Genomic DNA, 19,905 nt, shown 5'->3' on the forward strand with positions numbered 1-19,905 from the left:
TCTCGCCTCCGACCCCTCAATACAGGCCGGGATAGCGCCTCAATTCGCCGAGGCGCTGCCGCCCTGAGGCAGCCACATCTTTTCCAGCTGATAGAATTCACGCACTTCGGGGCGGAAGATATGAACGACCACGTCGCCCGTATCGATCAGCACCCAGTCGCCGGCATCCTTGCCTTCGACCTTCGAGGTGAAACCGAATTCCTGCTTGATGCGATCCGTCAGCTTTTCCGCCATGGCCGAGACCTGGCGGGTCGACCGACCTGAGGCAATCACCATGTGATCCGCAACAGAAGACTTACCTTGCAGGTTGATCTGCACGACGTCTTCGGCCTTGTCATCGGAAAGTGAGGAAAGGATACGTTCAAGCAGCTTGTCGCTGATTGACTGAGAGTGGGCCATTACACCGGCCCCATCATCGGCGGGCAAACCCGCCTGTGTATGTAGAGACAGGACATAGTCCTCCTTTGCTGCGCGCCGTGAAACCCCGGCGCCGGGGTACTAATAAGGTAACAAGGGGATTGCAACATTTCAATGAAAGGGCCGACGCTGCGCCCCACATCCAGTCACTCTTTGGCGAGATGTTGCACCTCGGCGTCGGCCTCCGGGCCGCCCAATACACGGATTTCACGCTGCGGGAACGGAAGCGAGATGTCTTCGACCTTGAACGCATCCCACAGCGCCAGGAAGACATTGCCTCGAATGTTTGTCAGACCCTTGTTCGGATCACTGATCCAGAAGCGCAACACATAGTCCACACTGCTGTCACCGAAACCAGTGATATGGCAGACAGGTTCATGTTTGCCTCCACTCAGCACTCGACCGACCGTCTTGACGGCACGGATCGCTGTCGCGCGGACTTTGTGCGGGTCGTCGTCGTAGCTGGTGCCGAAATCAAGATCCAACCGCACGAAACGGTCGGAATGCGACCAGTTTACAACCTGATTGGTAATCAGATCTTCGTTTGGAATCAGATATTCCCGACCATCCCGCGTAACCACCGAGACATAGCGCGCGCCCAGCGCGTTAATCCAACCAAATGTGTCGCCCAGTGAAATCACGTCGCCCGGTTTGATCGACCGGTCCATCAGGATGATAATGCCCGAGATCAGGTTCGAAACCACTTTTTGCAGGCCAAACCCGATCCCGACGCCAATGGCCCCGGACAGCAACGCTATGCCAGTCAGATCAAACCCGAGGGTGCGGATCGCCGCCATGAACACCGCCCCGTAGAGCAGCACCTGAATACCCTTGGCCAGAAGAACCTGCATCGATGGTGTTATGTCTTGATTGTTCGTAAGGCCGCGCTCAGCCGCGCGTGTGCCGACACGCGCCAAAGTCAGCAGGACGCCGATCAGCAGTACAGCCTTGATGATGCCCAGCGCCGAGATATGAAGATCACCGATAGAAATGGCGACGCCATCAAGGAAACCGGCTACATCATCCGTCAGGTTCAACGCAATCAACGTGGCATAGACCCACATAGACCATTTAAATATTTGTCGCAGCGTTCGGTTTCTCACCAATCGCGAAACCAACGCGATGGCCAGCCATGCAACAGCCAGCGTTGCGAAGACACCAAGTATGTAGCTCCGCGACGGCCATGTGACCTGTTGCATCACCAGATAAAGCCCACCAGACAGCAACACAAAATAGACCAACGTCAGACGGCGCATCAGTTGTATCAATATCCGCAAGTGCCATTTCGGCCATCCCACCCGGGCCCTCGCCCAGGTTTCCCATCGGCCCTGCGTCAGCAGTTTCAGCAAGAATGAAATTGCCCAGAGAAACAAGATGATGATGAGTTGATACTGCCGCCATCCCGGGGTGACGATCAACTCGACCAGACCTTCAATTTGCGAGGAAAACGCCGCCGTCATGTTGGCGTAAAGCTCCGAGAGCGTCTCCGGTAGTAAATCCTGGTTCATTCACCTCTCCTGCAGGTCAGCTTGGACAGCGATGCTGGATGATGCAAGCCCGCAGTGAGACGGTTGGGATTGAACCTTGATTGACACGAATGCCCGTTATATCTGGTGCGTATGAGACTCAATGTGGCCCAAGAACAGAATCTGGAAGATCGCGCGCGTCTGCGTGAACGGTTCTTTGGGGCTGCCCGCACGGTCTTGGCCCGCCTATCGGCGGCCTAAGCCAACTCGCCAGCTATTTCTCATTTCATACGGGAGAGGACCGATGTCCCCCAAAACACTCTATGACAAGATCTGGGATGCCCATGTCGCCCACGAGGCCGATGATGGCACCTGCCTGCTGTATATCGACCGCCATCTGGTTCACGAAGTGACCAGCCCACAGGCGTTCGAAGGCCTGCGCATGGCGGGCCGCAAGGTGCGCGCGCCAGAAAAAACCATCGCCGTGCCGGATCACAACGTTCCGACCACGCCGGACCGTGTGAATGGTATCGAAAACCCGGAATCACGCATTCAGGTCGAGGCACTGGACAAGAACGCCAAAGATTTCGGCATTCACTATTACCCTGTGCACGACGTCCGTCAGGGCATTGTGCATATCGTCGGCCCCGAACAGGGCTGGACCCTGCCCGGCATGACCGTTGTTTGCGGCGACAGCCACACGGCGACTCATGGTGCATTCGGCGCTCTGGCGCACGGCATCGGCACATCCGAGGTTGAACACGTTCTGGCCACCCAGACTCTGATCCAGAAGAAGTCCAAGAATATGAAGGTCGAAATCACCGGCAAACTGCAGCCGGGTGTGACCGCCAAAGATATCACTCTGGCTGTGATCGGCGAGACCGGTACTGCTGGCGGCACAGGTTATGTCATCGAGTATTGCGGCGAAGCGATCCGCGATCTTTCGATGGAAGGGCGCATGACCGTCTGTAACATGGCCATCGAAGGCGGTGCCCGCGCTGGCCTGATCGCACCGGATGAGACTACGTTCGAGTATGTCAAAGGCCGGCCCCATGCGCCGAAAGGTGCCCAGTGGGAAGCCGCGATGGACTGGTGGAAGACGCTTTACACCGACGAAGATGCGCATTTCGATAAAGTCATCACGCTGCGTGGTGAAGATATCGCGCCGGTCGTCACTTGGGGCACCAGTCCCGAAGATGTGCTGCCGATCACCGCATCCGTACCGCATCCCGAAGATTTCGAAGGCGGTAAAGTCGACGCGGCCCGCCGTTCGATCGAGTATATGGGCTTGGAAGCCGGTCAAAAGCTGAGCGATGTTGAAATCGACACTGTTTTCATCGGCTCTTGCACCAACGGTCGGATCGAAGACCTGCGCGCTGCGGCGGAAATCCTGAAAGGCAAGAAGATCAAGGACGGCATGCGCGCCATGGTCGTACCAGGCTCGGGCTTGGTGCGTGCACAGGCCGAAGAAGAAGGTTTGGCCGAGATCTTCAAAGATGCCGGTTTCGAGTGGCGTCTCGCGGGCTGTTCAATGTGTCTGGCGATGAACCCCGACCAGCTGCAACCGGGCGAGCGCTGTGCCGCGACTTCGAACCGCAACTTCGAAGGCCGTCAGGGTCGCGGTGGGCGTACCCATCTGCTGAGCCCCGCAATGGCTGCCGCTGCGGCAATCACAGGACGGCTGACAGACGTCCGTGAATTGATGTAAGAGTCTCTCATATCTAGATATTTGATGGAGAGACTAACATGAGTGATTGGGTCAAATGGCTACTGCTTGGACTTTTGTCCATAGCATTCGGGGTGTTCGTATTGGGCGCACCGGTCGTGGCGTCCGTTGCCGTAACAGTAGTAACTGGTGTGTTGCTATTGATTGCGGGCGGAATGCAGATCGTTGGTGGCTTCACGGTTGAAGGCACTGGCAACAAGATCCTGTCACTCATCATGGGTGCGGTCATGCTGTTTCTAGGCTGGTCCTTTCTGGATCACCCGCTGCAGGGCACGCTGACGCTGGCAACTGTGATGCTGATCCTGTTCATGGCAGGCGGCATCGCGCGGGTCATTCTGTCGTTCCAGATGAAAGGAACGCAGTTTTTCTGGCCCACGATGATCTCGGGCATCTTGTCGATCATCCTCGCCGGCATCATCTGGACCTATGTAGGCAAGGAACCGGCTGCTCTGCTGAGCATACTGGGGATCTTCCTGGGCATTGAGATGCTGTTCAACGGGTTCGGATTGGTCTTCATGGCGTTCTTCGTCAAGAACGCACCCAAGGACGAAACAACAGAAGCGAAAGAAGCTTAAACGCGGAGCACGGGCGCGGCCCTACCCCGCAGGAGTGTAGAAATGGAAAAGTTCGAAAAAGTCCACGGGGTGGCCGCCCCAATGCCACTGATCAATATCGACACCGATATGATCATTCCCAAAGTGCACCTGAAAACCATCAAACGCTCTGGCCTGGGTGTCGTGCTGTTTGATGAGATGCGCTATCACGATCATGGCGGCGAGAACGAAGATTTCGTTCTGAACAAACCCGCTTATCGCAACACCGAGATTCTGGTGGCCGGCGACAATTTCGGTTGCGGCTCGTCGCGGGAACATGCGCCATGGGCGATCAAGGATTTCGGCATCAAGGTGGTGATCTCGACCAGCTTCGCCGACATCTTTTTCAACAACTGCTTCAAGAACGGCATCCTGCCCATCGTAGTCGAAGAAGAGCATCACGCGATTCTTATGGATGACGCGCACAAGGGTGAAAACGCCCGCATGACCGTGCATCTGGAAGATCAGCAGATTACCACTTCGGATGGCATGGTCATCGAGTTCGACATTGACCCACACCGCAAGCACTGCCTGCTGAACGGTCTGGACGATATTGGCCTGACGATGGAAAAAGACCATCACATCGACAAGTTCGAAGATCATGCGAGTCAGGCCCGCCCCTGGGTATGATTCTGGGGACGAATCTGTTGATACTCAACCTAACAGGGTCGCAAGCGCGGCCCTGTTCGCATTCTTGGGGCAAAAACCCAGAGCACCACAACATGTAGGTATCAATTTGAGATACACGTCGGATTTGCGTCGAAATTGATGCAATCCCGCACCAGTTGCGCCATCATTTTGCCCGAAATTGCGTGTTATTTGCTCATTGGCTTGAGCGAAATACCGCTTATCGGCAAAGTTGGCACCCATGAGGTAGCCGCCAACGAACGAGCGGTGAGCACAAGTTGGACGATAAGTCGGCACAGAATCGACTACGCCGGTTTGAAAAAGGGTTCGGATTGTGATTGCACGCACAACGGGGGCGGCGATACGTGGATTATTGGTAGCACTTATGGTGCTTACCCCTGCGTTGTACCTGCCTACATCGACGTCGAATGGGACTGAGATTGTCGTCTTTCTGGCGATCCTTGCGTTTATCCTGACTTTCTCGGAATACAACTCGGCCTTTCCAAGCTTTATCGAATTTCGTGACGCACCACCTGTGAACAGGCTGCGCTTTGTAGGTTTGATGTCGATGGTTACCTTCCTGACGCTGATCTGCAAAAACGCCTATGCCCCCTCGGAACTTACCGGCCTGTTTTATTCAGTTGGCCTGATGGTCGCGAATGTGGTGGATTTCCCCTACTCCCCCGTTCGTCTTGTGGTTCTGATGCTGCCCGCCGATGCCAGCCAGCCCCTCGTAGATTTGGTGCGTATCTCCGCCAGCGTCGCTTATGTCGCGGCCTTGGTTACCATCGCCAGCTTTGCCTATGCAGTAAAGCTTCGGGGATGGCCAACAGGCAACGGCGCGTTCAACGTCTGGACCAATCTGCCCCTGTTTGACCCAACCAAGGGTGGTGATGTGGTCACCCGTCTGCAGCGTGACGGGCGGCTCAACATCGCAATTGGGGCTTTGCTGCCTTTCCTGATTCCCGCCCTGATCAAACTGATGGCTGCTTTCATCACGCCGATCGCGCTCAGCAATCCGCAGACATTGATCTGGACCCTTTGCGCATGGGCATTCCTGCCTGCCAGCATGATCATGCGAGGCATGGCGACACTGCGCATTGCCGGCCTGATCGTTGAGAAGCGCCGCGCATACTCAACTTCCGAGTCAACTCAGATCGCATGATCCGACTGCTGGTTCTGTTGCTGTTGCCGTTTACGGCACAGGCAAAGACATTGCGCATCGCAAGTTTCAATACGGAACTCAGTCGCGAAGGTCCCGGCCTGCTGCTGCGTGATATTCGGCGGAACGACCCTCAGGTCGCTGCGGTGATCGAGGTGCTGATGACAACCCGTCCCGATATCGTCGCGCTGCAAGGCATCGATTGGGATTTAGACGGGCTTGCCCTTGCTGCGCTGGTCGAGGCGCTGAAAAGCAACGGCTTGGATTATCGATACAGTTATGCCGAGCAACCCAATTCCGGGATCGAAACCGCGTTGGATCTGGATGGGGACGGCGAGACGGGCGGCCCGGGCGATGCACAAGGCTGGGGGCGGTTCACCGGCCAGAATGGGCTGGCAGTGCTGTCCCGCTATCCTATCGCTACTGATCAAGTGCGGTCATTCACCCAGATGCGGTGGCGCGACTTGCCGAATGCCCAGCTGCCAGCCGAGGATGGAGAGCCCTTCCCATCACCACAAGCGCAGGCTGTTCAGCGGCTGTCTTCTACATCGCATTGGGTCGTTCCGGTCGACACCCCGAGTGGTCGCCTAAACCTGATGACGTTTCACGCCAGCCCGCCTGTCTTTGATGGACCTGTAGATCGGAACGGACTGCGCAACCGGGATGAAATTCGGCTCTGGTCGCTTTTGCTGAACGGTGATCTGGGTGAGAAACCTATGGGGCGTTTTGTCATCGCAGGTGATGCGAACCAGGATCCTTACAATGGCGAGGGTCGCAAAACGGCAATCCGTAATCTTCTGGCCGATCCGCAACTGCAGGATCCGATGCCTGTTGACCCTGCGGGGTCAACTTCAACAGTTTTGTGGAAGGGCGTTGGCGAGATGAGAGTGGATTATGTCCTACCTTCGGCGGATTGGCGTGTGCACGATGCGGGCATTTACTGGCCGGAACCCACATCCCGTGACGCGGCCGTCGCCGCAAGCCGTCACCGGCTTGTCTGGGTCGATCTATTCGACGAATAGGCTTCGATCATGAACGTATGACTGTGCCGAGTCGCTGGCGGGATTCATGTTGCACAGGTTCAGACACGGCGTTCCTCAACGCATCATTTAGATCGGTCTGCGCAAATTCCGGGAGCAGAGCATCAAAGAGGCGTCTGTCCAGCCGGTGAGAAGTATTCCATAGATACCTCATCTCAAGCAAATGAGGCGCCATACGCCAGAACGGGCGGGCCAGATGCAAAGGCCACCATGCCATCTGTTTGAGGGTAAGCTCACGCCCAACAACCTGCGAAAGCGCCAATGCCATTTCATTGCCGGTCAAGGTGTATCCAGCATAGGGGACATCGCAGAAACGCGGTAGCAGGCTGCGCATTTCTGCCAATTCCACAGCAGCACGAGTTAAATCGGGCAGATAGGCCCAAGCATGCTCGATATCTGGATTGCCGGGATACACAAAGCGCCCGCGCCGCAAGTGTTTGATGAGAATCTGATCGAACCAATTGCCAGAGGTCGTGGTATCTATGAAATCACCTGCCCGCAACATGATGGTCCGAACCGACGAGGCAAGATAAGCCTCTTCCATCTCGATCCGAATGCGTCCCAGCGGATTTCGCGCAAGATGCGGTGTCCTGGTAGACCAGGCGCCGGGCGTATCCGCACCGAAAACATAAACGTTCCCCGGGACAATGACCGTCAAGTCACGCTCTGATGCAGCGGCGATTACCTGACGATGCAACTCTGGCACATGCTCCGCCCAGTCGGGGTAAAGCGGGTTCCAGGCGTTCACGATGACGTCTACTCCATGTAGCGCCGCGCGCAATTCCTCCCTGCGTCGATCAAACTTTTGCACAATCCATCCCGCATCCGAAAAAGCTCTTGCAGCGTTGCGTCCAAATCGACCGGTGGCCCCGAGAATAAGTACCGTTTGTGGCATTGATCCCTCCGTTCCGGATCAATCTATTCATTCACGATGTTTTGGAAATTGCGAAAAATCGCAGATTATGTATTCGTTTTTGAATGGCTAAAACACTCCAACTATCCGACTGGTCCTTAGTTCAAAGCTTTCTGGCGGTCGCCGAAACCGGCTCACTATCCGCAGCCGCAAAGCAACTGGGTCGCAGCCAGCCGACGCTTGGACGTCAGGTGCATGCGCTGGAAGAAGAATTGGGGGTCTCGCTGTTTGATCGTCACGCGCGTGGACTGACGCTCAGCGAAGTGGGGCAGCAAGTGCTGCCAATGGCGCAGCAGATGTACAGCGCAGTCAATGCCCTGGGGCTGACGGCAGCGGGTCAGGCGCAACAGCTGGAAGGGTCGGTCAGGATCACCGCTTCGGTATTTGTATCGCATCACCTATTGCCGCCGATACTTGCCGCAATCCGTGAGGCAGAACCGGCGATTCAGCTTGATCTGGTCGCCTCGGATGCCAGCGAAAACTTGCTGTTCCGCGAGGCCGATATTGCCGTGCGCATGTATCGGCCCGAACAGGTTGACATCGTGGCAAAGCATATCGGTGAGGTTCCGTTATGTTTCTGCGCCGCCCAAAGCTATCTGGATCGTGCAGGGCGACCAACAACGCCGACAGAGTTGATGCAGCACGACCTTGTGGGATTTGACACCAATGAAGACATTATCACCGCTATGCGGAACAAGGGCTGGCCTGCCAGCCGGGACAGCTTTGCCACGCGATGCGACAACCAGACCGCCTATTGGGAATTGATCCGCGCAGGGTGTGGTGTGGGCTTCAGCCAACTCAGCATCGCGCAGTCCGATCCTCTGGTCGAAGTGCTAGATATTGATGTCGAGATACCGGTGCTGCCGGTCTGGCTGGCTGCCCCTCAGGCGATGCGACAGACCCCGCGCATTCGCAGAGTCTGGGATTTACTGGCCGACGGGTTGAAGGCCCGGCTTTAAAACCGCCTACAGCGCGCCGGTATAGGTGCCGCGCGCAGGATAGTTATTGGCCAAGGTGAATTTCAAACCGCCGACGATGTCCGACATCGGCGGCCGCGCAAAAGGCGTTGTCTGCTGCCAGACGTAATAGAGGGTCTGATCAGGTTTGATATAGAAATGTCCTGGCTCAGCGAACAACGCTGGCTCGGCACTACCTTCACGAGCCACCGAGATGTTCAGGCCCCAGACATCCCGCGCGTCGGCCATGGACAGGCCGTATCCTACGCGCAGCTTCGACACTCCGGCCTTCTCAACCGTCTCGGCCGCACGTTCGTCGGTATCCGTGGTGATCATGATCACCTCAATCCCCAGCTCGGCGAATTCATCCAGCGCAGCCTCGACCTCACCCATTTGGCGAACGCAGATCGGGCAATGCAGACCGCGATACTGAATCACCAGCGTTCCGTTTTCGCCGGTGTCGCGCTCAAGATCAAAGGTGCCATGGCTTACTGTTTCGATTTTTAGCGATGGGGCCGGATTTCCGGGTGTCAGCATGTGGTTTCCTCGTGATTTGATGGGTTCGTCTCATTGACCCGATGCGCCGCAAACGCTAGGGCCTGTGCGACAAAACGCAAGGAGACTGTCGATGTCCAACCCCTCGCTCCTCATCCTGCCCGGAGACGGAATTGGCCCGGAAGTTATGGCCGAAGTGCGCAAAATCATCGATTGGTTCGGCGCCAATCGCGGTCTTCAATTTGACGTGAGCGAGGATCTGGTCGGCGGCGCTGCCTATGATGCGCACGGGAAGCCCCTATCGGATGAGACCATGGCCAAGGCACAAGACGTCGACGCCGTGCTGCTGGGGGCTGTTGGCGGCCCTAAGTATGACGATCTGGATTTCAGCCTGAAACCCGAACGCGGACTGCTGCGTTTGCGCAAGGAAATGGACCTGTATTCCAACCTGCGCCCAGCTCAGTGCTTCGACGCGCTGGCGGATTTCTCGTCGCTGAAGAAGGATGTGGTCGCTGGCCTCGACATCATGATTGTGCGCGAGCTGACATCGGGTGTCTACTTCGGTGAGCCGCGCGGCATCTTTGAAGAAGGCAATGAGCGCGTTGGCATCAACACCCAGCGGTACACCGAATCCGAGATCGAACGCGCAGCACGTTCCGCGTTTGAGCTGGCGATGCGCCGGAACAAGAAACTGTGCTCGATGGAAAAAGCCAATGTGATGGAATCGGGCATCCTGTGGCGCGAGGTCGTGACACGTGTCGGTCAGGAATACCCCGAGGTCGAGCTGTCACACATGTATGCAGACAACGGCGCGATGCAGCTTGTGCGCGCGCCCAAACAGTTTGACGTGATCGTCACCGACAACCTCTTTGGCGATGTACTATCCGATTGCGCAGCGATGCTGACCGGATCTTTGGGCATGCTGCCGTCTGCCTCGCTGGGCGCACCGATGGCGAATGGCCGCCCTAAGGCCATGTATGAACCCGTTCATGGCTCGGCCCCGGACATTACAGGTCAAGGCAAGGCCAACCCAATTGCGTGTATCCTCAGCTTCGCCATGGCACTGCGCTACAGCTTTGATCAGGGCGACGAAGCGGATCGTCTGGAAGCGGCGATCGAGAAGGTTCTGGCCGACGGCGTTCGCACAGCTGACCTGCTGGCCGAAGAAGGGGTTGAGCCGGTTTCGACCAGCGAAATGGGTGATGCAATTCTGGCAGCGCTAGACGAAAGCGTCTGATCTTACGATCATTCAGACTAGCAAAGGCGGTGCCCAGCGCACCGCCTTTTTTTTGTTCGTCAGTTTCCGAAGATGTTGTTTAGCAGGTTGTTGATCGCACGGTCCAAACCGGTTTGATTCTTACGGCGCTGTTGCTGCGGCTGCGCGGTTCTAACCGGTGGGTCCGGCGCCAACATGGGCAACGGCGTGGGCGTCATCCCTTCTGTCACGCGCAGCATGGTCTCTTTCCATATCTCCGCCGGCAAGCCTCCACCCGTGACACCTGACAACGGCGTATTGTCATCATACCCCATCCAAACGCCCGTAACGTAGTCCGCGGTAAATCCGATAAACCAGGCATCCCGCGCGGCCTGGGTCGTGCCGGTCTTGCCCGCCACCTGCCAGCCCGGCAGCTTCGCGCGCCCACCCGTACCTTCAGAGACCACACGCTCCATCATCCAGGTCAGTTGTTTGGCGGCCTTGTCGTTGATGACGCGTTCACCGATACCGGTTGTCGTGATCATAACTGGATCGGTCTCACCAAGCAGCTTCAACTCGGTCAGGCCATAGGGTTCCACCGCTGAACCGCCGTTCAGGATACCAGCGTAAGCGCCCGTCATCTCTATCAGCGTGCTTTCCGATGCGCCGAGCGCCAGCGCGAGTCCCTCGGCCAGATCACTTGAAAGGCCGAAACCACTGGCAACCGTGCGCACGTTGTCCAGCCCCGAGATATCCGCCACTTTGACTGCGGGAATATTCAACGAGTTCTTCAACGCATCTGCTAATGTCACCCGGCCATAGAACTTATTGGTGTAGTTCTTCGGGCACCACTGACCTGAACCTGCGATGTTCCAGCACGTTGGTTCATCCATCACCGTGTCCAGCGGTGAATATCCCAACTCCAAGGCCGTCGCATAGACAAACGGTTTGAACGACGAACCCGTTTGACGCAGAGCCTGCGTAGCCCGGTTGAACGCCCCCGAAACACGGGTCTTGCGCCCACCGACCATACCTCGAACCGCGCCATCCGCCGACATCACGACAATGGCGGCCTGCGCTTTAGACCCTTCGCGCACCTTCTCCTGGAAGATGAATTTCAGCGCCTCTTCTGCCGACGTTTGAATGCGCTGATCCAGTGTGGTTCGGATCACCACGTCCTCGGTTGTGTTACGTGTGAAAAACTCAGGCCCGCTGGCCATGACCCAATCGGCAAAGTAACCACCAGCACGCGCGGCAGCGGCCTCGGACAACTGCGCCGGACGGCTGCGGGCCTCGCTGGCCTGCGCGCTGCTCAGATAGCCCTGGGTCTCCATTAGCCCAACCACCAAACGTGCCCGATCTTGTGAACGTTGTAGGTTGTTCGTTGGCGCATAGCGTGTCGGGGCCACCAATAGACCTGCCAGCATTGCCGCCTCGGCCGGAGACACTTCGGCTGCCGAAATACCGAAATACCGCTGGCTGGCGGCCTCGAAGCCGCGGGCTCCCGCACCGAGGAAGGCGCGGTTCAGATAGATCGTCAGAATTTCATCCTTGGAGTATTTGACCTCCATCGCAATGGCGTAAACTGCCTCTTTCGCCTTGCGCCATAGCGAACCCTGACGGCAATCGGCTTCATATGCAGCCTCAGACTCCCATTCGCTGGGCTCATAAGGCACACCCAGGCATAGAAGTTTCGCGGTTTGCTGGGTGATCGTTGAACCACCGTGACCAGACAACGGTCCACGTCCTTCGCTCAGGTTAATGCGTACCGCGCTGGCGACACCGCGCGGGCTGACGCCGAAATGGCGGTAGAACCGTTTATCCTCGGTTGCAATCACGGCGTTCTTGAGATGCGGCGAAACTGTATCCGCCGTAATCACGCCGCCAAACTGATCGCCGCGCCAGGCAAAGACCTTGCCGTCGCGATCCAGCAAGGTCACCGAACCACGTGCCCGCCCATCAAGCAGGGCATCGACATCCGGCAATGAGGTGTAAACAACACCCACCGCCAGCGCCAACAGCAACCCCGCCACTGCGCCGACCCTCCAAGTGATCCCCCAAATTATGCGCCAGAGCCAGCGGAACAGCCGGCGGAAAATGCCACCGCCCTTCCCACCAGAACTGCGCCGCGTTTTCTTCCGCGCCGTTTTGCGCGGAGCGGCTTTTCGGGCCGTCGACTTCTTACCAGCAGGTTTTGCTGCCCGCTTGGTCGCCGCAGGCTTTCGGCCTTTGGACGGGTACCTTTTATCCGCGACAAGGCGCGATTTGCGACGGTTGGACTCAGTCATGCTCAAACTCTGCCCGGTTATGCTTTTGGGGCACCATACCCCGCCGGAACGGCCATGTAGAGGTGTGAAATACCCGTATTTCCCCTCACAAGTTTGCCTATATTTTCACCAAATAGCGTGTTTTGTGCAAAAATTGTGCATAATTGCTGATTTTTTACCCTCATTTGCCCTCCGAAAACGTTCCATCTGAACCTCTGTCGCGCATTTTTCTGCAGGTGCAAAATGCCGGGCCGCCCGGAGTAGTAGAGGGGAAAGACGTGAAACTGATCATTGCGACAATCAAACCGTTCAAGCTTGAGGAGGTGCGCGAAGCACTGACCAATGCAGGCGTGCGCGGCATGATGGTGACTGAGATCAAAGGGTTTGGCTCGCAATCGGGTCACACCGAGATTTATCGCGGTGCCGAATACGCCGTGAATTTCGTTCCCAAGATCAAGCTTGAGATCGTGGTGCCCGCCACCATGGCCGACCAGATCGTCGAAACCATCACCACAACCGCCAAGACCGGCAAGATCGGTGACGGCAAGATTTTCGTCCTCGATGTCGAGCAAGCCTTGCGCGTGCGGACCGGGGAAACCAACGAAGAGGCGCTTTAAGCGCGCTTACTCACAATCACTCGAGGACTAACAATGAACCTGATGAAATCTCTCATCCCTGCCGCTGCGATCGTCGCACTGCCGCAGATGGGTCTTGCGCAAGAGGCCGCTACCGGAGAGCCCGCGCAACACACCCAATATATCTTCACCACGCTGCTGTTCCTGATGGGCGGTTTCCTGGTGTTCTTCATGGCTGCAGGCTTTGCCATGCTCGAAGGCGGGCTGGTGCGCTCAAAGAACGTCGCGATGCAGATGACCAAAAACATCGCGCTGTTTTCAATCGCCGCGATCATGTACTGGCTGATCGGCTTCAACCTGATGTACCCCGGTGATGGTTGGACAATTTCTGGCTGGCTGGGCCCGTTCTTCTCGACCACCGTGCTTGACCCAGTGGGTGTCGGTGCAGATGCTGCGGCGCTTGACTACGCCTCAATCGGTTCGGATTTCTTCTTCCAACTGGTCTTTGTCGCAGCGACCGCCTCGATCGTGTCCGGTGCGGTGGCTGAACGGATCAAATTGTGGCCCTTTCTTGCCTTCGTTGTTGTCCTAACCGGCATCATGTACCCGATCTCGGGCTCGTGGCAGTGGGGTGGTGGTTGGCTGTCCGAAGCAGGCTTCTCGGACTTCGCTGGTTCGACCATCGTGCACTCGGTCGGTGGCTGGGCGGCTCTGGCAGGTGCCCTCATCCTTGGGCCGCGCATCGGTAAGTACAAGGACGGTAAAGTGCACCCGATGCCTGGTTCGAACCTGGCTCTGGCCACTCTGGGTACCTTTATCCTGTGGCTGGGTTGGTTCGGCTTCAACGGTGGTTCGCAGCTGGCGATGGGCACTGTAGGAGATGTCTCGGACGTATCGCGCATCTTTGCCAACACTAACATGGCTGCTGCATCTGGTGCCGTTGCCGCCCTTATCATGACACAACTGCTGTACAAAAAGCCCGACCTGACCATGGTGCTGAACGGCGCGCTGGCGGGACTGGTGTCGATCACTGCTGAGCCGCTGGCCCCAACCCTGTTCGGCGCTCTGTGGATCGGTGCTGTGGGCGGCATCATTGTGGTCTTCGCGGTTCCGATGCTGGACAAGTTTAAGATCGACGACGTAGTCGGCGCCATCCCGGTTCACCTGTTCGCCGGTATCTGGGGCACCATCGCCGTGATCTTCTATGGCGAAGCCAGCCTGATCACTCAGCTGACCGGCATCATTGCTTATGGGGTCTTCACCTTTGGTGCTGCTCTTATCCTTTGGTCGATCCTGAAGGCCACCGTAGGTATCCGTGTTAGCGAAGAGGACGAGATCAACGGCCTCGACATGGCTGAACTGGGTATGGAAGCCTATCCGGAATTCTCCAAGGGCTAATAGCCAACCAAGTAAAAACAAAAAAACCCGGGCGTTCGCGCCCGGGTTTTCCTTCATTCAAAGATATCGCTCAGACGCCGACATCGACAATCGCCTGCGCCAGAATGGGCACAGTATTGGCGTTCAAACCAGCGATGTTCAGACGGCTGTCACCGACCATGTAAATGCCGTGATCGGCACGCAGCTTTTCAACCAGTTCTGGCGCGGCCCCCAGTCGCGAGAACATGCCGCGATGCTGGGCGATAAATCCAAATCGATCCGATCCACTAAGGCTCTGCAGCTCATCAGCCAGTTGCTGACGCAGGCCCAGCATGGAAAGGCGGACATCTTCCAATTCGGTCGCCCAATCTGCCCGCAGAGCATCGTCATTCAGGATCGTCGTCACCACCCGCGCGCCGTGATCAGGCGGGAATGAGTAGTTCTGGCGGTTCAAAAATGCCAGCGTAGACTGGTTCAGTGCAGTCTGTGCCGGATCGTCACTGATCGCCATCAGCAGGCCGGTGCGTTCGCGGTAGACGCCGAAGTTCTTCGAACAAGACGCCGCGATCAGGCAGCGCTTCACTGACGATGCGACCAGACGGGTTGCCTGCGCATCTTCTTCCAGACCGTCGCCAAAGCCCTGATAGGCAATGTCGATCATTGCGACGAGGCCACGTGCGTTGATCAGGTTCACGACCTCTTGCCATTGCACCATATTTAAGTTGGCACCCGTTGGGTTGTGGCAACAGCCGTGCAGAAGAACCACGTCGCCTGCATTGGCAGTTTTCAGGTCCTCGATCATACCGTCGAAATCGACGCCACGCGATTCTCCGTCGAAATATCGGTATTGGACTGTCTCGATCCCCAGATAGTTCAGGATCGACAAATGGTTTGGCCATGTGGGGTTCGACACGAAAACACGCGCGGTGGGGTTGGCCATACGGATCATCTCAAACGCCTGACGACAGGCTCCGGTACCACCGGGGGTGGCTACGGCTGCGATGTTGCCACGCGGGACAGAAGTTCCGAGGATCAAGTCGATCATCGCGTCCGCAAAGGCTGGATCACCAGCCAGACCGGTATAAGCCTTGCTCTTCTGCTCTTCGAGAATACGCTTTTCAGCTGCTTTCACCGCGCGCATCACCGGAGTGACCCCTTCGGCGTTCTTGTAGACGCCAACGCCCAGATCGATCTTCTGATCACGTGGGTCGTCGCGGTACATCTGCATCAACGCCAGAATCTTGTCTGCCGGCTGCGGTTTAAGGTTCTCGAACATCAGTTCTCTCCGGTTGCGACGGGCAGGGTTGGGAAGGCACCCCATTCAGCCCAGGAGCCGTCATATAGCGCGTGGTCTTTCTTGCCCATGCGTTCCAAGGCAAGGCTGAGAATTGCGGCAGTCACACCAGAGCCACAGGATGTGATCGCGGGTTTCGATAAGTCGACGCCGGCATCTTCGAAAACCGCGCGGCAGTCTTCGGGCGACTTCATCGTGCCATTCTTGTTCAACAGCATTCCAAAAGGCACGTTGCGCGAGCCTGGGATATGACCCGAGCGCAACCCCTCGCGCGGTTCGGCTTCGGTCCCGAAGAAACGGGCCGCCGAGCGGGCATCGATGATCTCGTGATCCGCAAGCTTCGCGGCTGATGAAACTTGCGTCACATCGCGGACAAGGTGGTTCTGAACCCGCACCGTCATATGACGGTCGCGAATAATGGGGGGCAGGTCTTCGATCTCGCGCCCTTCGGACTGCCATTTTGGCAGTCCACCATCCAGAACGGCTACATTGTCCTGTCCCATCAGACGGAACAACCACCAGACCCGCGCCGCCGACATCAGCCCCGCACCGTCATAGACCACGACCTGATGGCCATCGCCAACGCCCATCGCGCGCAGGCGCGACATGAACTTCTCGACCGGAGGTGCCATATGCGGCAGGTCGGAACGATGGTCGGATATCTCATCAATATCAAAGAACCGCGCACCAGGGATGTGGGCAGCGACATACTCTGCCTTGGCGTCTCGCGCTTGCTGCGGCAGGTACCACGACCCATCCAGAATCCTTAGATCCGGATCCTTGAGATGTGCGGCAAGCCATTCGGTAGAAACGAGGGTTTTTGGATCGTCCTGCATCTATGCCTCCCCTAAGCGAGCTTGGGTTTTCCCTATACTTGGCAGGATGCAGGTTCAAGGCTGGATAGCGCTAGCGTCCCGACCACACTGGATTTATCGCAAACGACGCAGGCGATAATACTGGATGATCCCAATAACGCTGATGATGATCCAGAAGCCTTCGATCAGCATGGACGCAAGATTGAAGTTCTGCAGCAGTGAGAACACGATCAGCACCGAACCGATAAGATTCACCAGCGGAAAGGCCAGATCCTCCGAGTTCATCACTCGCATCTGGGTCGCAAAATATGCCGCAACAACGATCAAAGCCCCGAATGAGCCGATGGCATCGACGACGGTCAAACTGTCCAGTAGTGCGGTCATTGTATGGGGCTTTCCTATTCTGAAACTTCCGCTGGTTGCGAATAGTGGTGCATATTTAGAAAAGCAGCGCCCTGATCACCAGCGCGGTATCCATGCGGCACATCCGCAGAAAATCGCAACCCTTGACCGGATTGCAGCGGAACCCAGTTTCCATTTCGCAGCACGTCCAATGCTCCGCTCAGAACAAAAACCTCTTCGGTTACGCCTGCTGCATGGGCCGGAGATTCGTGGCTTTGATTGGGTGACAACTCGACATGAAATGTTTCGGCCCCCAATGCGGGATCAAAAGGAAAGACAATTTTGACTTCGATACTTCCCGGAAATCTCACGGTACTGAACACATCAGCATCTGTCGTGTCACGCATTGCAGCAGTACCAATCAATGCACTCAGCGGGAGCTGGAAACCCTTCGCGATCTTCCACAGGGTCGCGATGGTCGGGCTTGATTCGCCACGCTCGATCTGGCCCAGCATGGCTTTGCTGACCCCGGTGAGTTCCGCGACTTTTGACAGGCTCAGCCCGGATGCCGCCCGCACATCCCTTAGTTTCAGCGTTAGTTCGTCCGATTCCATACCCGCGCCCTGCGATTTGTCTTGTGCGTTATAACGTACATATGATACGTGCGCTATAACGTACACACCCAATATCGCAGTTTGGGCAATAGGGATACAGCATCATGCCAATGTACCGATCCAGAACCTCCACCCATGGCCGCAACATGGCCGGTGCCCGCGGCCTGTGGCGCGCCACCGGTATGGGAGACGACGATTTCGGCAAACCGATCATCGCCATCGTCAACTCGTTCACCCAGTTTGTACCCGGTCACGTCCACCTGAAGGACCTGGGACAGATGGTTGCGCGTGAGGTTGAGGCCGCTGGCGGTGTCGCCAAAGAGTTCAACACCATCGCGGTCGATGACGGCATCGCCATGGGCCATGACGGGATGCTGTATTCGCTGCCCTCGCGTGAGGTGATTGCGGATTCTGTTGAATACATGGTTAACGCCCACTGCGCGGACGCTATGGTCTGTATCTCGAACTGCGACAAGATCACGCCCGGCATGTTGATGGCGGCCATGCGTCTGAACATCCCTGCGATCTTTGTCTCGGGTGGACCTATGGAGGCGGGCAAGATCGACATCGCCGATCTGGACGCCAAGAAGATCGACCTTGTCGACGCGATGGTTGCTGCGGCGGATGATCGCTTCACCGATGAGCAAGTTCAGCACATCGAGGAAAACGCCTGCCCTACTTGCGGGTCGTGTTCGGGCATGTTTACCGCGAATTCGATGAATTGTCTGGCCGAAGCACTGGGACTGGCGCTGCCAGGAAATGGCTCAACTCTAGCCACCCATGCCGACCGGAAAGAGCTGTTCCTAGAGGCCGGTCGCCGCATCGTCGAGATCACCAAGCGCCACTATGATCTGGACGAGAAAGGCTTCCTGCCGCGTGAAATCGCCACGTTCGACGCGTTCGAAAATGCCATGAGCTTGGATATCGCAATGGGTGGATCAACCAATACGGTGCTTCATTTGCTGGCCATCGCGCACGAAGGTGAAGTGCATTTCACCATGTCCGACATGGACCGCCTGAGCCGCCAAGTGCCCTGTTTGTGCAAAGTCGCGCCCAACATCGAAAACGTGCACATGGAAGACGTCCACCGCGCTGGGGGCATCTTCTCGATCCTTGGTGAACTCAGCCGCGCAGGCTTGCTGCATGAGGATTGCCATACAGTGCATTCGGGCACCATGGGTGAAGCAATTGCCAACTGGGACATCAAAGTCGCCAACAACCCGAAGGCTCAGGACCTATTCAAAGCGGCGCCCGGCGGCGTGCGTACTACACAAGCCTTCAGCCAGTCGAACCGCTACAAGGAGCTGGACACTGACCGCGAAGGCGGCGTGATCCGTTCGAAAGAGCATGCATTCAGCCAGGATGGCGGTCTGGCGGTATTATTCGGCAACATTGCGCGCGACGGCTGTATCGTGAAAACTGCGGGTGTGGATGAGAACATCCTGAAATTCACAGGCTCAGCTTATGTCTGCGAAAGCCAGGATCAGGCAGTGAATGATATTCTGACCGGCAAGGTCAAGGAAGGTGACGTGGTGGTGATCCGCTACGAAGGCCCGCGTGGTGGGCCGGGAATGCAGGAAATGCTGTATCCGACTTCGTATCTGAAATCCAAGGGACTGGGCAAAGCCTGCGCGCTGCTGACTGACGGTCGTTTCTCGGGTGGCACCTCGGGCTTATCAATCGGCCACGTCTCGCCCGAAGCAGCGGAAGGTGGTGAGATCGGTTTGGTGAAAACCGGCGACACGATCGAAATCGACATTCCCAACCGCAGCATCCATCTGGCGGTCTCCGACGAAGACCTGGCCGCGCGGCGCGAAGAGCAGGACGAGAAGGGCTGGCAGCCCGTTGCACCACGTAAGCGTAAAGTGTCCACCGCGCTAAAAGCCTATGCCAAATTGACGACCAGTGCCGCAAAAGGGGCCGTCCGTCAGGTCTAAGCACTGCGGGTGAGCGAACACTCCCGCACCCGATACATGGAATCGGCTGCGCCGATTCCATGTATCGGAATTTGGGCCCGGCGCCGCGCTTTGC

Annotated in this window: 20 protein-coding genes; 11 read left to right on the forward strand and 9 right to left on the reverse strand. The window is 57.0% G+C overall.

The window, feature by feature from the left end:
* Nucleotides 1-39: 39 nt before the first annotated feature.
* Complete coding sequence (gene rsfS / locus ACR0EN_RS15140) at nt 40-399, reverse strand: ribosome silencing factor (protein ID WP_039541351.1); 360 nt, start codon at nt 397-399, stop codon at nt 40-42.
* A gap of 164 nt (nt 400-563) precedes the next feature.
* Nucleotides 564-1,925: a mechanosensitive ion channel family protein gene (locus ACR0EN_RS15145; RefSeq protein WP_480587542.1), complete on the reverse strand. Its 1,362-nt coding sequence runs from the start codon at nt 1,923-1,925 to the stop codon at nt 564-566.
* A 123-nt stretch (nt 1,926-2,048) separates the two neighbouring features.
* On the opposite strand from ACR0EN_RS15145, the gene ACR0EN_RS15150 reads away from it, so the two are divergent.
* From ACR0EN_RS15150 to ACR0EN_RS15175, 6 genes are all read left to right on the forward strand, one after another.
* Nucleotides 2,049-2,144, forward strand: coding sequence for an isopropylmalate isomerase (locus ACR0EN_RS15150; RefSeq protein ID WP_260023663.1), 96 nt, complete (start codon nt 2,049-2,051; stop codon nt 2,142-2,144).
* 43 nt (nt 2,145-2,187) lie between these two features.
* Nucleotides 2,188-3,591, forward strand: coding sequence for a 3-isopropylmalate dehydratase large subunit (leuC, locus tag ACR0EN_RS15155; protein WP_170395174.1), 1,404 nt, complete (start codon nt 2,188-2,190; stop codon nt 3,589-3,591).
* 38 nt (nt 3,592-3,629) lie between these two features.
* The gene (locus ACR0EN_RS15160; RefSeq protein WP_170395171.1) at nt 3,630-4,184 is read left to right on the forward strand and encodes an HdeD family acid-resistance protein; all 555 of its coding nucleotides are present in this window, start codon (nt 3,630-3,632) and stop codon (nt 4,182-4,184) included.
* 42 nt (nt 4,185-4,226) lie between these two features.
* Nucleotides 4,227-4,832 (forward strand): 3-isopropylmalate dehydratase small subunit, encoded by a 606-nt coding sequence (gene leuD, locus ACR0EN_RS15165; RefSeq protein WP_170395169.1) that lies wholly within the window; start codon nt 4,227-4,229, stop codon nt 4,830-4,832.
* A 331-nt stretch (nt 4,833-5,163) separates the two neighbouring features.
* Nucleotides 5,164-5,994, forward strand: coding sequence for a hypothetical protein (locus ACR0EN_RS15170; protein ID WP_170395166.1), 831 nt, complete (start codon nt 5,164-5,166; stop codon nt 5,992-5,994).
* Entirely contained in the window at nt 5,991-7,013 is a 1,023-nt protein-coding gene (locus ACR0EN_RS15175) for an endonuclease/exonuclease/phosphatase family protein (protein WP_480587545.1), read from the forward strand. The genes ACR0EN_RS15170 and ACR0EN_RS15175 overlap by 4 nt, the downstream gene beginning before the upstream one ends.
* 7 nt (nt 7,014-7,020) lie before the next feature.
* Here the strand turns inward: ACR0EN_RS15175 and ACR0EN_RS15180 are convergent, their stop codons facing one another.
* Entirely contained in the window at nt 7,021-7,926 is a 906-nt protein-coding gene (locus ACR0EN_RS15180; protein WP_170818475.1) for a Rossmann-fold NAD(P)-binding domain-containing protein, read from the reverse strand.
* An 83-nt stretch (nt 7,927-8,009) separates the two neighbouring features.
* Here ACR0EN_RS15180 and ACR0EN_RS15185 point away from each other — a divergent pair, with 83 nt between their 5' ends.
* Nucleotides 8,010-8,903 (forward strand): LysR family transcriptional regulator, encoded by an 894-nt coding sequence (locus tag ACR0EN_RS15185; RefSeq protein ID WP_170395159.1) that lies wholly within the window; start codon nt 8,010-8,012, stop codon nt 8,901-8,903.
* A 6-nt stretch (nt 8,904-8,909) separates the two neighbouring features.
* Here the strand turns inward: ACR0EN_RS15185 and ACR0EN_RS15190 are convergent, their stop codons facing one another.
* Nucleotides 8,910-9,437, reverse strand: a complete 528-nt coding sequence (locus tag ACR0EN_RS15190; protein WP_170515492.1) for a redoxin domain-containing protein — start codon at nt 9,435-9,437, stop codon at nt 8,910-8,912.
* Nucleotides 9,438-9,528: 91 nt separating this feature from the next.
* On the opposite strand from ACR0EN_RS15190, the gene leuB reads away from it, so the two are divergent.
* Nucleotides 9,529-10,632: a 3-isopropylmalate dehydrogenase gene (gene leuB / locus ACR0EN_RS15195; protein ID WP_480587548.1), complete on the forward strand. Its 1,104-nt coding sequence runs from the start codon at nt 9,529-9,531 to the stop codon at nt 10,630-10,632.
* Nucleotides 10,633-10,691: 59 nt separating this feature from the next.
* Here the strand turns inward: leuB and ACR0EN_RS15200 are convergent, their stop codons facing one another.
* Nucleotides 10,692-12,878, reverse strand: coding sequence for a PBP1A family penicillin-binding protein (locus tag ACR0EN_RS15200; RefSeq protein WP_170647320.1), 2,187 nt, complete (start codon nt 12,876-12,878; stop codon nt 10,692-10,694).
* Between the two features lie 257 nt (nt 12,879-13,135).
* Here ACR0EN_RS15200 and ACR0EN_RS15205 point away from each other — a divergent pair, with 257 nt between their 5' ends.
* Nucleotides 13,136-13,474 (forward strand): P-II family nitrogen regulator, encoded by a 339-nt coding sequence (locus ACR0EN_RS15205; protein ID WP_039541190.1) that lies wholly within the window; start codon nt 13,136-13,138, stop codon nt 13,472-13,474.
* A gap of 33 nt (nt 13,475-13,507) precedes the next feature.
* On the forward strand, nt 13,508-14,830 hold the full coding sequence (locus ACR0EN_RS15210) for an ammonium transporter (RefSeq protein WP_170395150.1): 1,323 nt from the start codon (nt 13,508-13,510) through the stop codon (nt 14,828-14,830).
* 70 nt (nt 14,831-14,900) lie between these two features.
* Here ACR0EN_RS15210 and ACR0EN_RS15215 read toward each other — a convergent pair whose 3' ends face one another.
* The 4 genes from ACR0EN_RS15215 to ACR0EN_RS15230 all read right to left on the reverse strand — a co-directional run bounded on the left by ACR0EN_RS15215 (nt 14,901) and on the right by ACR0EN_RS15230 (nt 17,874).
* Nucleotides 14,901-16,085, reverse strand: coding sequence for an amino acid aminotransferase (locus tag ACR0EN_RS15215; RefSeq protein WP_170818471.1), 1,185 nt, complete (start codon nt 16,083-16,085; stop codon nt 14,901-14,903).
* Nucleotides 16,085-16,939 (reverse strand): 3-mercaptopyruvate sulfurtransferase, encoded by an 855-nt coding sequence (sseA, locus tag ACR0EN_RS15220; protein ID WP_170818470.1) that lies wholly within the window; start codon nt 16,937-16,939, stop codon nt 16,085-16,087. The genes ACR0EN_RS15215 and sseA overlap by 1 nt, the downstream gene beginning before the upstream one ends.
* A gap of 93 nt (nt 16,940-17,032) precedes the next feature.
* On the reverse strand, nt 17,033-17,302 hold the full coding sequence (locus tag ACR0EN_RS15225) for a CBU_0592 family membrane protein (protein WP_170395139.1): 270 nt from the start codon (nt 17,300-17,302) through the stop codon (nt 17,033-17,035).
* Between the two features lie 14 nt (nt 17,303-17,316).
* Entirely contained in the window at nt 17,317-17,874 is a 558-nt protein-coding gene (locus ACR0EN_RS15230) for an XRE family transcriptional regulator (RefSeq protein ID WP_170395136.1), read from the reverse strand.
* Between the two features lie 104 nt (nt 17,875-17,978).
* Between ACR0EN_RS15230 and ilvD the strand changes: the two genes are divergently transcribed.
* The gene (ilvD, locus tag ACR0EN_RS15235; RefSeq protein WP_170395133.1) at nt 17,979-19,811 is read left to right on the forward strand and encodes a dihydroxy-acid dehydratase; all 1,833 of its coding nucleotides are present in this window, start codon (nt 17,979-17,981) and stop codon (nt 19,809-19,811) included.
* Nucleotides 19,812-19,905: the final 94 nt, after the last annotated feature.

It is taken from the genome of Ruegeria sp. AB7, from assembly GCF_056542625.1.

Excerpts from the sequence above, each read along its gene's own strand:
- rsfS (WP_039541351.1), bottom strand. The coding sequence starts at position 399 with ATGGCCCACTCTCAGTCAATCAGCGACAAGCTGCTTGAACGTATCCTT.
- ACR0EN_RS15230 (WP_170395136.1), bottom strand. The coding sequence starts at position 17,874 with ATGGAATCGGACGAACTAACGCTGAAACTAAGGGATGTGCGGGCGGCA.
- ACR0EN_RS15225 (WP_170395139.1), bottom strand. The coding sequence starts at position 17,302 with ATGACCGCACTACTGGACAGTTTGACCGTCGTCGATGCCATCGGCTCA.
- ACR0EN_RS15210 (WP_170395150.1), top strand. The coding sequence starts at position 13,508 with ATGAACCTGATGAAATCTCTCATCCCTGCCGCTGCGATCGTCGCACTG.
- ACR0EN_RS15200 (WP_170647320.1), bottom strand. The coding sequence starts at position 12,878 with ATGACTGAGTCCAACCGTCGCAAATCGCGCCTTGTCGCGGATAAAAGG.
- ACR0EN_RS15180 (WP_170818475.1), bottom strand. The coding sequence starts at position 7,926 with ATGCCACAAACGGTACTTATTCTCGGGGCCACCGGTCGATTTGGACGC.
- leuD (WP_170395169.1), top strand. The coding sequence starts at position 4,227 with ATGGAAAAGTTCGAAAAAGTCCACGGGGTGGCCGCCCCAATGCCACTG.
- ACR0EN_RS15160 (WP_170395171.1), top strand. The coding sequence starts at position 3,630 with ATGAGTGATTGGGTCAAATGGCTACTGCTTGGACTTTTGTCCATAGCA.
- ACR0EN_RS15190 (WP_170515492.1), bottom strand. The coding sequence starts at position 9,437 with ATGCTGACACCCGGAAATCCGGCCCCATCGCTAAAAATCGAAACAGTA.
- leuB (WP_480587548.1), top strand. The coding sequence starts at position 9,529 with ATGTCCAACCCCTCGCTCCTCATCCTGCCCGGAGACGGAATTGGCCCG.
- ACR0EN_RS15175 (WP_480587545.1), top strand. The coding sequence starts at position 5,991 with ATGATCCGACTGCTGGTTCTGTTGCTGTTGCCGTTTACGGCACAGGCA.
- leuC (WP_170395174.1), top strand. The coding sequence starts at position 2,188 with ATGTCCCCCAAAACACTCTATGACAAGATCTGGGATGCCCATGTCGCC.
- ilvD (WP_170395133.1), top strand. The coding sequence starts at position 17,979 with ATGCCAATGTACCGATCCAGAACCTCCACCCATGGCCGCAACATGGCC.
- ACR0EN_RS15215 (WP_170818471.1), bottom strand. The coding sequence starts at position 16,085 with ATGTTCGAGAACCTTAAACCGCAGCCGGCAGACAAGATTCTGGCGTTG.
- sseA (WP_170818470.1), bottom strand. The coding sequence starts at position 16,939 with ATGCAGGACGATCCAAAAACCCTCGTTTCTACCGAATGGCTTGCCGCA.
- ACR0EN_RS15185 (WP_170395159.1), top strand. The coding sequence starts at position 8,010 with ATGGCTAAAACACTCCAACTATCCGACTGGTCCTTAGTTCAAAGCTTT.
- ACR0EN_RS15145 (WP_480587542.1), bottom strand. The coding sequence starts at position 1,925 with ATGAACCAGGATTTACTACCGGAGACGCTCTCGGAGCTTTACGCCAAC.